This is a genomic window from Enterobacter sp. LM3 (assembly GCF_046622475.1).
In the GTDB taxonomy this organism is placed as follows: domain Bacteria; phylum Pseudomonadota; class Gammaproteobacteria; order Enterobacterales; family Enterobacteriaceae; genus Enterobacter; species Enterobacter cloacae_P.
The window spans coordinates 61,405-74,812 of record NZ_JBJURN010000014.1; the positions used below are offsets into that span (position 1 = coordinate 61,405).

Here is a 13,408-nt window from a genome sequence, read left to right on the forward strand (position 1 = left end):
GATTCGTTGAAAACATATTATATGGAATAGAAAATCTACAAAAATTATTAACGCCTTGAATGGCAGCTATAAGCGCATACCCTGAATCACTTTAAAGTGATTCAGGGTGTGAATGACTATTTTTGGATGTGGCACACAGCGTACTTCCAGGCTGCTAGTCATTAACAAGCCCTAACTATGACGCCTATGCAATGATCGCAATAAACACCGTTATTCCAGCCTTTCAGGAAAATTCATTATTTTTATACAGCGCTTGTATCCGACATACCTGCGAAGCACTGTAACCTGTTGCATCTGCGGTTTCACGAATACTCAATTTCTTAACCTGCCGATAATACAGTACTTTCTGGTGACGCTCCCGATCAGCTTGCTTACCTTGGTATTTACCTAGTGTATGAGCCCGTTCAATCCCCTGTTTTTGCCGCTGTCGGCGGCTCAGCCAGTCCTTATGTGACATTGCGGCCATCAGGTCGATCAACATATTGTTGATAGCCGTAATGACAGCGCGGGTTATCGGGTCAACCTGTGAAGGGTCTTTATCTGACAGAGCCTGCCATGACGTGGGGACATCCAGACTGACAATCCGCAACTCGTGTTGCTCAATTTGCTTTTTCAGCGTCATCCAGTCGCTGTTGCTCAGACGGGTCAGACGGTCTATCTGTTCGACCAGCAAGATATCATTGTGGTGACTGTCCATCAGTAAGCGCCCCAGCTCAGGGCGATCAAGTTTTGTGCCGCTGATATTCTCCCGGTAGTAGCTGGCGATTTTATGTCCCCGCTGCTGAACGAACTGCTCCAGCATCTCTTTTGCCCGGTCAGCGAACTGATCTTCCGTCGATGCCCTTAAATAAGCTCTGATGAACATTTTTCCGCCATAATATCGCATTTAAGTTATTGCATTTAATCTATCGCATATAGGTTATGGCATAAATCGTGTGATGTCACGTTTTGGTTATACCGTCAGGGTGTACCCTTATGCGATAACCATTTTTGTTAAAAATTCCGCATCAAATAATTTATGAGGGAAACTATATGGCAAGGAGGCAGATTCTTTCTCTGTCGGAAAGAGAATCATTACTGGCATTACCGGACGATGAGTTAACGCTGACCCGAATGGCCTATTTCAGTGAGCATGATCTGGCGATTATCAGTGCTCACCGTAAACCCGCCAGCCGTTTTGGTTTTGCCGTCCTTCTTTGCTATCTGAAAAATGTTGGCTTTGCCCCGGATAAAAAAATCCCACCCTCTGATGCGTTGCTGAAGCATATCGCCAGCAGGCTAAAGCTTACCGGGGATCTCTGGTCTGCTTACCTTTCCGGCCGGGATACAACCCGGCGTGAGCATTTAACCGAACTGTACCGCTATCTTGGCGTAAAGGCGTTCACTGGCAAAATACAGCAGGACTGTATTACACACCTGTTGTCGATGGCGACGCGCACCGATAAAGGTATTCTCCTGGCCGAAGAACTGCTGGTCTGGCTCCGGCAGAACAACGTGATCATCCCCGCGATTGATGTCGTGGAGCGTACCTGTGCTGAGGCCATGGCAGGCGGCGATAAAATCGTATTTCAGACCCTGAATGCCCCGTTAACTCCGGCTCACAGGGATGCCCTGGATCGTTTACTTGAGTCCTCAGATAATCAACCTTCCAGGCTGACATGGCTTCTGCAACCGCCGGGTAAAATCAATGGTAAGAACGTGCTGCAACATCTTGATCGGCTCAGTAGCATTGAATCGCTGGCATTACCTGAAGGTATAGATCGTGCCATACACCAGAACCGGTTGCTGAAACTGGCGCGGGAAGGCCGAAAGATGAGTAGCCGGGATTTGACCCGATTTTCAGCAGCCCGCCGTCATGCGATCCTGGTCTGCGTGCTGGAAGAAGCCAGAGCCACACTGACAGACGAAGTGATTGAGCTGCATGAGCGAATGCTGAACAGCCTTTTCAGCAAAGCCAAAAGAACACAGGCTGAGCGCCTTCAGCAGACCGGAAAGCTGATCCAGTCCAAACTGAGGCAGTACATCGATGTCGGTCAGGCGCTGTCTGATGCCCGTGATTCCGGTGGCAATCCCTGGCTCGCAATAGAAAACATACTCCCATGGCCTGAATTTGTCGCCAGTCTGGAGGAAACACGCCATCTCGCCAGAAAAAATAATTTTGACCCGCTGCATATTATTACTGAGAAATACAGCACATTACGGAAATATGCCCCGCGCATGTTGTCTGCTTTACAGTTAGTCGCAACCCCGGCAGCGCAACCTCTGGCTGATGCACTGGTTGTGATCAAGGAGATGTACCGGAAGCAGTCACGTAAAGTTCCGGCGGCAGCGCCGCTTGATTTTGTCCCTGAAAGCTGGCGCAAGGTGGTGATTACACCTGCGGGTATTGACCGGCAGTACTATGAATTTTGTGCGCTCAGCGAGCTTAAGGGAGCGTTGCGCTCCGGGGATATCTGGGTTAAAGGCTCGCGGCGCTACAAAAATTTTGATGATTACCTCATACCCGAAAAGGACTTTGACAAACTCACACCGGCGCTGCCACTGCCCGTATCTGCTGATTATCATGAGTACATTACCAGCCGTATGACTCTGCTTCAGTCCAGACTTGAAGAGGTCAATGCCATGGCTGCCCTTGGTGAACTGCCCGATGTGGAAATATCCGACAGGGGCGTAAAAGTCTCTCCGCTGGATAACTGCGTTCCGGCGCAGGTTTCACCGCTGGCAGAGCTGGTTTACAGCATGCTACCGCGACCTAAAATCACGGAAATTCTCGATGAGGTAAACAGCTGGACGACGTTTACCCGACATTTTTCGCATATAAAAAATGACATTACCCGTCCCGATACCCGACTGCTCCTCACCACCATTCTTGCGGATGGCATCAACCTTGGCCTGACCAAAATGGCAGAAGCCTGCCCCGGGAGCACCAAATCATCACTCGAAGATATTCAGGCATGGTACATCCGTGATGAAACTTATTCAGCCGCTCTTGCAGAGCTGGTAAATGCGCAGGGAAAAAGGTCTCTGGCGGCATTCTGGGGAGACGGGACAACGTCATCATCAGACGGACAAAATTTCAGAACAGGCAGCTCAGGCCGCTACGCAGGGCAGGTTAACCCGAAATATGGGCAGGAGCCTGGACGTCAGTTTTATACCCATATATCGGATCAATACAGCCCGTTTTACACCTGCATAATCAGCCGGGTCAGGGATTCAACCCATGTTCTCGATGGCTTGCTGTACCACGAAAGCGACCTGGAAATCAGGGAGCATTACACCGATACTGCGGGTTTCACCGATCATGTCTTTGCCCTGATGCATCTGCTGGGATTTGCGTTCTGTCCACGAATCAGGGATCTCCACGACAAGAAACTGTTTATCAAAGGGAAAGCAGACCAATACCCGGCGCTTCAGTCACTGATATCAACGACCAGCCTGAATCTGAAAGAGATCGAAATTCACTGGCGTGAAGTGCTGCGTCTGGCAACCTCGATAAAGCAGGGAACCGTGACTGCATCCCTGATGCTGAAAAAGCTTGCCAGCTACCCCAAGCAAAACGGACTTGCCAAAGCATTGAGAGAAATTGGCCGTATTGAACGAACTCTGTTTATGCTCGACTGGTTCCGCGATCCGGCACTGCGTCGGCGTGTACAGGCGGGACTGAATAAAGGAGAAGCCCGTAACGCGCTGGCGCGTGCGGTATTCCTGCACCGGCTGGGTGAAATCAGGGACCGAAAACCGGAAAATCAGAGCTATCGCGCCAGTGGACTGACGCTCCTGACAGCTGCCATATCCCTGTGGAATACCGTCTATATGGAAAGAGCGGTCGATGCGCTGAAGCGTAAAGGGGTGAAGATCAACGAGCAACTGCTGTCGCATTTGTCGCCCTTAGGCTGGGAGCACATCAATCTGACAGGAGATTATATCTGGAAAAGCAACCGGATACCCGCTTCCGGTAAGTTTCGTCGGCTGAGGCCAGCTAAAGTAGAAAGGTCAAAAAACAACCTTAACGTACAATAATTTTCGATATCCAAACTGACCCCGATTAGGCAAACACTGGTCAAGAACGATATGCCGCAACGCGTTCGGGTTACCCGATGTCATCCAGAACCAGCCACCCACGGCAAGTGCGATGGCAACCAGAACCAGTACAATTATTTTTTTCACAACGCGTTCCCCGTATCCATTTGAAGTGGAAGAGTAACGCAAAATGATGACCAAATAAAAAACCCGGCGGATTTCTCACACCGGGTCACCGTGTCGTTCTTTGCAAAACACCTAGCGCTGGCTGATCTGGTCGAAAGTTCCGCCGTTGGAGAAGTGTTCTTTCTGCGCTTTTGTCCAGCCACCAAACGTCTCATCAATCGTGAAGAGTTTCAGTTTCGGGAATGCGTTTTCGTATTTCTTCGCAACCGCCGGATCGCGTGGGCGATAGAAGTTCTTCGCCGCAATGTCCTGGCCTTCTGGCGAGTAGAGATACTTCAGGTACGCTTCAGCCACCACTTTGGTGTCTTTCTTCTCAACCACTTTGTCGACCACGGAGACGGTCGGCTCGGCGAGAATCGATTCACTCGGGGTGACGATTTCGAATTTGTCTTTGCCCAGCGCATGAGTCGCCAGCAGGGCTTCGTTTTCCCAGGCAATCAGCACATCACCAATACCGCGTTCAACGAAGGTATTGGTTGCGCCACGCGCGCCAGAATCCAGTACTTCGACGTTTTTATACAGCGCTTTCACGAACTCCTGAGCCTTCGCCTGGTCACCATTATTGTGGTGCAGGGCGTAACCCCAGGCCGCCAGGTAGTTCCAGCGTGCACCGCCAGAGCTTTTCGGGTTCGGGGTGATGACAGACACGCCCGGCTTAATCAGGTCGTTCCAGTCATGAATTTGTTTCGGGTTGCCTTTACGCACCAGGAAAACGATGGTCGAGGTATAGGGTGCGGAGTTGTCCGGCAGACGTTTGATCCAGTTTTTATCAATACGGCCACGCCCGGCAATCGCGTCCACGTCGTAGGCCAGCGCCAGCGTGACCACGTCGGCCTCAATACCGTTGATAACCGAAGTCGCCTGCTTACCAGAACCGCCGTGTGACTGGCGAATCACGACGTTATCACCGGTTTCTTGCTTCCAGTGTGCCGCGAAGGCTTTGTTGTACTGCTCATAAAGTTCACGCGTCGGGTCGTACGACACGTTCAGTAACTGGATATCCTTAGCCAGAAGGCTGGTCGATGCCAGCAATAATGTTAAACCCACGCCCCATTTATTCATCGCCCAGCTCTCTTGTGCAGTATTTGGATGAATGCAGCGTGCCAGAAAGCTAACCAATGATTAAAGAATAAAAAAAGATTGGCTATAACATAGAGGAATAATGGCCCTCTTCAGAGAGAAGAGGGCCAGAAGGATCAGTACAGTTTTTTCGCGCAGTCTAACCAGTCACCTTTGAACGGACGCTTCATGTTTTCAATAGCGTCAATGATGTCATGGTGAACCAGTTTTTCGTTCTGAATACCCACGCAACGGCCGCCGTAACCCTGCAGCAGCAGTTCGATAGCGTACGCACCCATGCGGGACGCCAGAATACGGTCATATGGGCCTGGAGAACCGCCACGCTGGATGTGACCCAGTACGGTGGCACGGGTTTCGCGTTTGGTTTCGGTTTCGATGTACTTCGCCAGCTCGTCAACATCACAGATATGCTCAGTGATTGCCACGATAGCGTGTTTCTTACCTTTCGCGATACCGGCTTTGATTTCGTTAACCAGGTCTTCGCGGCTGAATTCCACTTCCGGTACCACCACAAACTCACAGCCACCAGCGATAGCCGCAGCCAGCGTCAGGTCACCACAGTAGCGGCCCATCACTTCCACGATGGAGATACGCTGGTGGGAAGAAGAGGTGTCACGCAGGCGGTCAATCGCTTCAACGACGGTACCCAGCGCGGTGAAATAACCGATGGTGTAGTCAGTACCTTTGATGTCGTTGTCGATAGTGCCTGGCAGACCGATGCACGGGAAGCCCATCTCAGTCAGACGTTTTGCACCCATATAGGAGCCGTCACCACCGATAACCACCAGGGCGTCCAGGCCACGTTTTTTCATGTTCTCGATAGCCACTTCACGGACGTGTTCATCGCGGAATTCCGGGAAGCGTGCAGAGCCGAGGAAGGTACCGCCACGGTTAATCATGTCCGACACGCTGTAACGGTCGAGCTGCACCATGCGATCTTCATACAGACCCAGATAACCGTCATAGATACCAAAAACTTCCAGACCTTCCGTCAGCGCTGAACGGACAACCCCACGAATTGCCGCGTTCATGCCCGGCGCATCACCGCCGCTTGTCAACACACCGATTTTCTTAATCATGACTACCTCTGAACTTAGGAATGCAAAATTGAAATCTTTTGCCGGAAGAAACTGTTCGACCAACGAATACTGCAAATAGTATATCAATCACTTCCAGCTGAATTGATTCAGGTCAGACCAAATGGCGGTAATTTATACACAAAATGCTGGCCTGGCTCACTTTTTTACAACGAATTACGAAAGCCCAACGTACCCGGGTACAACCGAGCAGGGATCCTGGTGAATGATGACGTCTGAACCAGGAAAACGCTGCAAAATCGCCTGCTCTACCTGTTCAGCTATGACGTGAGCCTGAACCAGCGGCAGGTTGTCTTCCATTTCAATATGAATCTGAATAAAGCGGGTCGGCCCTGACTGCCGCGTACGGAGATCGTGCGCTCCACTGACGCCAGGCCAGCTCGTCACGATTTCAATGATTTCTTGTCGCTCAGCATCGGGAAGCGCACGGTCGAGAAGCGACTGTACCGCCTCATAACCCATCCGTAAGGCACTATATAAAATATAGATCCCAATCCCTAATGCGAATAATGCATCGGCGCGATGCCATCCATACCAGGCAAGACCGAGCGCAATAAGAATAGCGCCATTCATCATAACATCAGACTGATAATGAAGCATATCCGCCCTTACAGCCTGGCTTTGCGTTTTACGTACCACCCAACGCTGGAACGTAACAAGAACCAGTGTGCATATAAGTGCAACAACTGTCACCACCACGCCCACGCCAGGATCGTTCATCGGCGACGGTGAAACCAGGTGCTGAATACCGGTCAAAAACAGGAATAGCGCCGAACCGGAGATAAACATACTCTGCGCCAGGGCGGCCAGCGATTCAGCCTTCCCATGCCCGAACGTGTGCTCTTCATCTGCCGGTTGTAGCGAGTAGCGCACCACCAGCAGGTTCGTCAGCGAGGCGGCGATATCCATCAGCGAGTCCACCAGTGCTGCCAGAATACTGACCGAACCGGTATACCACCAGGCAAAGATTTTAATCAGCAGCAGGCAGGAAGCCATGACGGTCGCCGCAATTGCTGCCCGGCTTACCAGCCGTCCATAGGATTGATTCATAAAAACTCCTGTCATGTCATGCCGCTAGTATAACGGAAGCTTGAGGAGTCAACGGATGAATAAACGGTTAACAAGTTTGAAGGGCAAAAAAAACCCCCACATCATGTGGGGGAAGACAGGGATGGTGTCTATGGCAAGGAAAACAGGGTTTACTGGTTACTACGGGTACTGCTATTGCTACTGAAAAACGTCGTTTCTGAGCTTCGCTGCATCCGTGCAACCTTACGCAACTGATCCATTCGTTGCTGATGTTTCTCGTTCAAAACCGCTTGCTGCTCGGGCGATAGCAGATGGAACATCTGGTTGCGAACCCTGGCCATTTCAACCTGGCGGGCAACCTGTATCTGTGCCATTTTTTCTGCCTGAGCGCGCACAGCGCTTTCGTCAAAATTATCGGCGGTGACAAGGCGATGCATTGTCTCCATTTCGCTAACATTAACAGGGGGCTGGTCTTGTCTTGCCCTCTGCATCAGATCTCGCATCTGTTGACGCTGATGTTCGGTTAAACTTATGCCGTCAAACATATGGCTTTGGCTACTGTGCTGCGCTGTCCCCTCTTCGGGAAGCCCGTTGTCGCTGGTGATAGCTACAGCAGCCTGGCTAAACGCACTGAACGCCAGCGTTGAGGCCATGACGGCAGCGGTAACTTTGCGCATCACTTGCTCCCAAAATCTTTCGTGTCGCGATTCAACGAGAGACAGTCTACGATTCAGGCTGCAAACATGCGTCAGGGGGTGTAAAACAACGTAAAGTCATGGATTAGACAGCCTTGATGTCGTAATTTCTGCCTCGGAGGTATTAAACAATGAATAAAATCCTGTTAGTTGATGATGACCGAGAGCTCACATCCCTTTTAAAGGAGTTGCTCGACATGGAAGGTTTCAACGTTCTGGTCGCCCATGATGGCGAGCAGGCGCTGAGTCTCCTTGATGACAGCATCGATTTACTTTTGCTCGACGTCATGATGCCGAAGAAAAACGGCATTGATACGCTGAAAGAGCTTCGCCAGACACACCAGACCCCTGTCATTATGCTGACCGCGCGCGGCAGTGAACTTGACCGCGTACTCGGCCTTGAGCTGGGTGCGGATGACTATTTACCTAAACCATTCAATGACCGTGAACTGGTTGCCCGTATTCGCGCTATCCTGCGTCGTTCCCACTGGAGCGAACAGCAGCAGAATACCGACAACAGCTCACCAACGCTGGAAGTGGACTCCCTGAGCCTGAACCCGGGTCGCCAGGAAGCAAGCTTCGACGGCGAGACGCTGGAACTGACCGGCACGGAGTTCACCCTGCTTTATCTGCTGGCGCAGCATCTCGGCCAGGTGGTATCGCGTGAACACTTAAGCCAGGAAGTGCTGGGTAAACGCCTCACGCCGTTTGACCGTGCCATTGATATGCATATCTCGAACCTGCGCCGTAAGCTGCCGGAGCGTAAAGACGGTCACCCGTGGTTTAAAACCCTGCGTGGTCGTGGTTATCTGATGGTTTCCGCTTCATGATAGGAAGTTTAACCGCCCGCATTTTCGCCATCTTCTGGCTGACGCTGGCACTGGTTTTAATGCTCGTTTTGATGTTGCCAAAACTCGACTCACGCCAGATGACGGAGCTTCTCGACAGCGAGCAACGTCAGGGCGTGATGATCGAGCAGCACGTCGAAGCCGAGCTGGCAAACGATCCGCCGAACGATTTAATGTGGTGGCGCAGGCTGTTTCGCGCTATCGATAAGTGGGCACCGCCAGGACAGCGCCTGTTGCTGGTCACCAGCGAAGGTCGCGTCATTGGGGCCGATCGCAATGAAATGCAGATCATCCGCAACTTCATTGGCCAGGCAGATAACGCCGATCACCCGCAGAAAAAGAAATATGGCCGTGTCGAAATGGTTGGCCCTTTCTCCGTCAGGGATGGGGAAGACAACTACCAGCTCTACCTGATTCGCCCTGCGAGCAATTCCCAGTCTGATTTCATCAACCTGCTGTTTGACCGTCCGCTCCTGCTGCTGATTGTCACGATGTTGGTCAGTTCACCGCTGCTGTTATGGCTGGCGTGGAGCCTGGCGAAACCGGCGCGTAAGCTGAAAAACGCGGCTGACGAAGTGGCACAGGGTAACCTGCGCCAGCACCCTGAACTGGAAGCCGGGCCACAGGAATTCCTGGCCGCCGGAGCCAGCTTCAACCAGATGATCACCGCGCTTGAGCGCATGATGACCGCGCAGCAACGCCTGCTCTCGGATATCTCACACGAACTGCGCACGCCGCTCACGCGACTGCAGCTTGGTACCGCGCTGCTGCGTCGCCGCAGCGGCGAAAGCAAAGAGCTGGAGCGCATCGAAACGGAAGCGCACCGTCTGGACAGCATGATCAACGACCTGCTGGTGATGTCACGCAATCAGCAAAAAAATGCGCTGGTCAGTGAAACGGTGAAAGCCAATCACCTGTGGCATGAAGTGCTGGACAACGCCGCATTCGAAGCGGAGCAGATGGGCAAATCGTTCACCGTCAACTTCCCGCCAGGGCCGTGGCCGCTGTACGGTAACCCCAACACGCTGGAAAGCGCGCTGGAGAATATTGTGCGTAACGCCCTGCGCTACTCACATACGAAGATTGAAGTGGCGTTTTCGGTGGATAAAGACGGGATCACCATCACTGTGGATGACGATGGTCCAGGCGTGAGCCCGGAAGATCGTGAACAGATTTTCCGGCCGTTCTACCGTACTGACGAAGCACGTGACCGTGAATCTGGCGGTACCGGGCTGGGTCTGGCGATTGTGGAAACCGCCATGCAGCAACACCGTGGCTGGGTGAAAGCCGATGACAGCCCGCTGGGTGGATTGCGATTAACGCTGTGGCTACCGCTGTATAAACGTTCCTGATCACACGTCCCCCGATACGGTGTCGGGGGACGCGATTCATGATGTTATGCCTCCGCACTGACTGGCATAACTTTCTGTTTCTTGATGCGTTTCACCAGCAATGTTGAACACGCAAATCCTAAGAGACTAAAGCCAATCATCACGCTGAACACATAGTTGTAGCCGGTAATCCCTTTAAAGTTATCCAGAATCCAGCCATAGAGGGTATACGCAAACATCGCTGGCATATAACCGATAATACAACCAAATGCCATTGCCGAACCGGCATACTGCCGTGGCGTTCCAATTTCATCCATCGGGGCAAAGAAAATAGCTCGCTGCGAGAAGATGATGGCACCAAACCCTAATGTTGCAATCATCCCGATGTAAACGTTCATCGACTGATGAGGGAGTTGCATAAACAACATCATCGCAATGGCAGAAATCAAGAACGTCCATTTCAGGTAGACCGTAGGGGACTTAGCCACTTTATCCGCCAGGAAACCGCCCACCGGCCCACCCACCATTTTGAGGGCATACTGGTTAATGATCCCGTACGCCCCCACCAGCGCAACCGGAAGCATGTAGATGTCTTTCAGGAACGGAATGAAATAGGTTAAACCGCAGTAAGCTGCATACACGAAGAAAATGCCAAATGACGCTAACCAGACGTTCGGGCAAGTCAGAACATGTTTAATGCCTCTCAGGGTTTCAATGTTTGTGCTGCTTCCTTCACCGCTTTTGACGTGGTCATCATCAACGATGAAGTAGGTTATCACCCCGGCCATAAGAGTGATAACCGTGTAGTAGAGCAAGCCTGCCTGCATCCCTGCCTTCCCTTCACCAAAGTGAACGAAGACAAACAGCGCACCTGATGCGACAATAACATCCACCACACCGCGCCCTGCCTCCAGAAGCCCGAACAACCGCCCCTGTTCTTCTTTTGTTCCTAACAGGCGTACAGCTTTTAATAACACAGGCCAGTACACCACATCAGCAAAGAAGGCCATCGCCGCAAAGCAAATAAGATAGCCAGTGAACGATGGAAGCGTGGATAAATATAGCCCACACAGTCCCACACCAATTAACCCGAAGGGCAGAAGGATCTTCTTAGAATAGCGATCAGCAATGTATAAAGAAAGGAAAAGCCCTGTGGTTTGTACAATGGTATATACCGTAAAACTGAGTCCTATTTGTGTGTTTGTCAGCCCCCAGTCATTTTGCATTGGCACATAAAAAACATCCTTCATGCTGGAAAGCTTAAATATCGTTCCACCACCCAAAACCAAAAAGCACAGACGAGCCCATTTATTCATGAACATATTCGACACCCTCACTGCAATTTAGAGAGAAAACCGTTCAGCAATATAAAAAGCAGGCTATTCCTGAAAAAAGGAAGCCATAAGATGCATCAAGACACAGTTAAATAAATTAAGCAGGTTGTTTTATATTTATAAACTTCGCACACAGGTTACGAATAAAATCGATCTGAGAAATAGCATTCTCTTTCTCCTGTGCCAGACGAGCATCAACCAGGTCATCATCAGGAAGCGGAGTGAAACTTGCGTCACGCCACGGTATCCAGGGATTATCGCCTTCGTCATCAAAACGAAATGCTGGCGCGTAATAATCAACCTCTTCTTCCAGACCGAAAGAAGTGACCTGCGGCTGGTCTTCACCCAACAGTAAAAGTTCACGCAGCATCATCTCGACAGGGAGATCGCCGAGCCCCGTACTGCAGGCTTCATGTGCCCATCCCTTACCCTCTTTTATCACTCTGGCATCCTTGATATGAACCTGAGTGATGTAAGGTGACATTGTCCGTAGCGCTGTCATGGGTTGTTCATTGGCATTTATCATATTGCCAAAATCAAAGAGTATGGAGAGATTTTTCATACCACTGTTTTTTACCAGTGTAACCAGTTCATGTCCTTTGAGATCTTCGTGTTGTTCAATCGTAAACTGGATACCACTATTATCAAACTGCGCCAGATAAGCTATATCCCGGGAGATTTTTTCCAGCACCGAATTTAAATAGCCTTCATAACGCGGATAAAATCTGACGGAGGTAGCACCTGTGCCCTGCGCGATATAAATAGCTTCATCCAGCGTCTTTTTATCTGATGCACTGGTTTCAATATGAATATCGAGCCCGTACAGTTCGGCTTTCTTTTTAAACGAAGCCAACTGCTCTGGCCGCATATTTTTCAGTGAAAAGGATTCCCCATCTTCAACATGTACTTTCACACCCGTTAAATGATACTGATGTGCAATATCCAGTAAATCTTCAGGAAGAATTCTTTCGTAACGCATATTTAAATGAAAGGCATATGCATGCAAATAAAGGCGGATGTTTCTTGCGCGCTCAGCCAGTTTTTCTCTGATAATGTTTTCCATAATCTTTCTCACTCATCACGAATAACCAGTTCGACGGATTCAAGTCTCCAGTACTCCAGATCAACCTGAACCACTTTTTTTTCAGACGTGGCACGATGCTTCTCTACCAAAATACCGTACGTATTAGGTGCTACGCCCAACTCTTTGCAGGCAAGCTCCGGCATATTGACGGGTTTGAAAATCATCTCTTTGATGGTCAAGGTAAGCCCAAAACTCTCTTCCCAGACTTTAGAAAATGCGTGATTTTCCAGCTTATCCATAAAACCCGGGGCGGCATCGGCGTCAATCCAGGACTCATGGTAAAAAACTTTATGATCATCCAGCCCACACCAGCCGGTTATCAGGTAGGGAGCCCTGGACGAAGAAAATGCTTTCTCAATATGGCGGGGTGCGGTATCGACAACGTCTTTAGTCAAATAACCCCATGACGGTTTTCGTCCCTGCGCACGCGCCTCCGCATTAAAGCTGGAGAGCGATTTTGGGTTGTAGATGAATCGACGAGGAGAGATGAACCACCCGCTGCGGTTCTTGCGAAAAATACGCGCCGCGACCTCAAGCTCAATTAACACCTGCCTTAAGGTCATGCGTTTCGCATCCAGCAATTCGCACAATTCGCGCTCAGAGGGAAGTCGGGAACCCGGCGGAAAATCATTAGCCGCTAGCCAGTTTTCGAAGCGGTCTCTCAGGAGATCAACATAGTTTTTTTCTTTCATGTCTCAAAATCT

General features: G+C 50.6%; 11 protein-coding genes and 1 pseudogene. 3 read left to right on the forward strand and 9 right to left on the reverse strand.

Annotated elements, in window-relative coordinates; translation table 11 throughout:
• Nucleotides 1-223 precede the first annotated feature (223 nt).
• Nucleotides 224-865 carry a recombinase family protein gene (locus ACJ9N4_RS15195; RefSeq protein ID WP_057064890.1) on the reverse strand — a complete coding sequence of 214 codons (642 nt, stop codon included), beginning with the start codon at nucleotides 863-865 and terminating at the stop codon, nucleotides 224-226.
• A 167-nt stretch (nucleotides 866-1,032) separates the two neighbouring features.
• Between ACJ9N4_RS15195 and ACJ9N4_RS15200 the strand changes: the two genes are divergently transcribed.
• The gene (locus ACJ9N4_RS15200) at nucleotides 1,033-4,020 is read left to right on the forward strand and encodes a Tn3 family transposase (RefSeq protein ID WP_049246514.1); all 2,988 of its coding nucleotides are present in this window, start codon (nucleotides 1,033-1,035) and stop codon (nucleotides 4,018-4,020) included.
• Nucleotides 4,021-4,035: 15 nt separating this feature from the next.
• On the opposite strand, the pseudogene ACJ9N4_RS15205 reads toward ACJ9N4_RS15200, so the two are convergent.
• The 5 genes and pseudogenes from ACJ9N4_RS15205 to cpxP form a co-directional block, all read right to left on the reverse strand.
• Nucleotides 4,036-4,167 (reverse strand): annotated as a pseudogene (locus ACJ9N4_RS15205) (CDP-diacylglycerol diphosphatase); the annotation flags it as partial.
• A 111-nt stretch (nucleotides 4,168-4,278) separates the two neighbouring features.
• The gene (locus tag ACJ9N4_RS15210) at nucleotides 4,279-5,268 is read right to left on the reverse strand and encodes a sulfate ABC transporter substrate-binding protein (RefSeq protein ID WP_182273258.1); all 990 of its coding nucleotides are present in this window, start codon (nucleotides 5,266-5,268) and stop codon (nucleotides 4,279-4,281) included.
• 134 nt (nucleotides 5,269-5,402) lie between these two features.
• Nucleotides 5,403-6,365: a 6-phosphofructokinase gene (gene pfkA, locus ACJ9N4_RS15215; protein ID WP_182273257.1), complete on the reverse strand. Its 963-nt coding sequence runs from the start codon at nucleotides 6,363-6,365 to the stop codon at nucleotides 5,403-5,405.
• A gap of 174 nt (nucleotides 6,366-6,539) precedes the next feature.
• Nucleotides 6,540-7,433, reverse strand: coding sequence for a CDF family cation-efflux transporter FieF (gene fieF, locus ACJ9N4_RS15220; protein ID WP_182273256.1), 894 nt, complete (start codon nucleotides 7,431-7,433; stop codon nucleotides 6,540-6,542).
• 149 nt (nucleotides 7,434-7,582) lie between these two features.
• On the reverse strand, nucleotides 7,583-8,089 hold the full coding sequence (cpxP, locus tag ACJ9N4_RS15225) for a cell-envelope stress modulator CpxP (RefSeq protein ID WP_182273255.1): 507 nt from the start codon (nucleotides 8,087-8,089) through the stop codon (nucleotides 7,583-7,585).
• Nucleotides 8,090-8,238: 149 nt separating this feature from the next.
• Here cpxP and cpxR point away from each other — a divergent pair, with 149 nt between their 5' ends.
• Both cpxR and cpxA read left to right on the forward strand, forming a co-directional pair.
• Nucleotides 8,239-8,937, forward strand: coding sequence for an envelope stress response regulator transcription factor CpxR (cpxR, locus tag ACJ9N4_RS15230; protein ID WP_003862004.1), 699 nt, complete (start codon nucleotides 8,239-8,241; stop codon nucleotides 8,935-8,937).
• Complete coding sequence (cpxA, locus tag ACJ9N4_RS15235) at nucleotides 8,934-10,307, forward strand: envelope stress sensor histidine kinase CpxA (protein ID WP_182273254.1); 1,374 nt, start codon at nucleotides 8,934-8,936, stop codon at nucleotides 10,305-10,307. The genes cpxR and cpxA overlap by 4 nt, the downstream gene beginning before the upstream one ends.
• Before the next feature lie 44 nt (nucleotides 10,308-10,351).
• On the opposite strand, the gene ACJ9N4_RS15240 is transcribed toward cpxA, so the two are convergent.
• From ACJ9N4_RS15240 to ACJ9N4_RS15250, 3 genes are all read right to left on the reverse strand, one after another.
• On the reverse strand, nucleotides 10,352-11,602 hold the full coding sequence (locus tag ACJ9N4_RS15240) for an MFS transporter (RefSeq protein ID WP_182274602.1): 1,251 nt from the start codon (nucleotides 11,600-11,602) through the stop codon (nucleotides 10,352-10,354).
• 115 nt (nucleotides 11,603-11,717) lie between these two features.
• Nucleotides 11,718-12,683, reverse strand: a complete 966-nt coding sequence (locus tag ACJ9N4_RS15245; protein WP_182919135.1) for a sugar phosphate isomerase/epimerase family protein — start codon at nucleotides 12,681-12,683, stop codon at nucleotides 11,718-11,720.
• Nucleotides 12,684-12,691: 8 nt separating this feature from the next.
• Complete coding sequence (locus ACJ9N4_RS15250) at nucleotides 12,692-13,396, reverse strand: UTRA domain-containing protein (RefSeq protein ID WP_182273252.1); 705 nt, start codon at nucleotides 13,394-13,396, stop codon at nucleotides 12,692-12,694.
• Between the last annotated feature and the right edge of the window lie 12 nt (nucleotides 13,397-13,408).

Coding starts and splice junctions, on each gene's coding strand:
- ACJ9N4_RS15195 (WP_057064890.1), bottom strand. CDS start 865: ATGTTCATCAGAGCTTATTTAAGGGCATCGACGGAAGATCAGTTCGCT.
- ACJ9N4_RS15200 (WP_049246514.1), top strand. CDS start 1,033: ATGGCAAGGAGGCAGATTCTTTCTCTGTCGGAAAGAGAATCATTACTG.
- ACJ9N4_RS15210 (WP_182273258.1), bottom strand. CDS start 5,268: ATGAATAAATGGGGCGTGGGTTTAACATTATTGCTGGCATCGACCAGC.
- pfkA (WP_182273257.1), bottom strand. CDS start 6,365: ATGATTAAGAAAATCGGTGTGTTGACAAGCGGCGGTGATGCGCCGGGC.
- fieF (WP_182273256.1), bottom strand. CDS start 7,433: ATGAATCAATCCTATGGACGGCTGGTAAGCCGGGCAGCAATTGCGGCG.
- cpxP (WP_182273255.1), bottom strand. CDS start 8,089: ATGCGCAAAGTTACCGCTGCCGTCATGGCCTCAACGCTGGCGTTCAGT.
- cpxR (WP_003862004.1), top strand. CDS start 8,239: ATGAATAAAATCCTGTTAGTTGATGATGACCGAGAGCTCACATCCCTT.
- cpxA (WP_182273254.1), top strand. CDS start 8,934: ATGATAGGAAGTTTAACCGCCCGCATTTTCGCCATCTTCTGGCTGACG.
- ACJ9N4_RS15240 (WP_182274602.1), bottom strand. CDS start 11,602: ATGAATAAATGGGCTCGTCTGTGCTTTTTGGTTTTGGGTGGTGGAACG.
- ACJ9N4_RS15245 (WP_182919135.1), bottom strand. CDS start 12,683: ATGGAAAACATTATCAGAGAAAAACTGGCTGAGCGCGCAAGAAACATC.
- ACJ9N4_RS15250 (WP_182273252.1), bottom strand. CDS start 13,396: ATGAAAGAAAAAAACTATGTTGATCTCCTGAGAGACCGCTTCGAAAAC.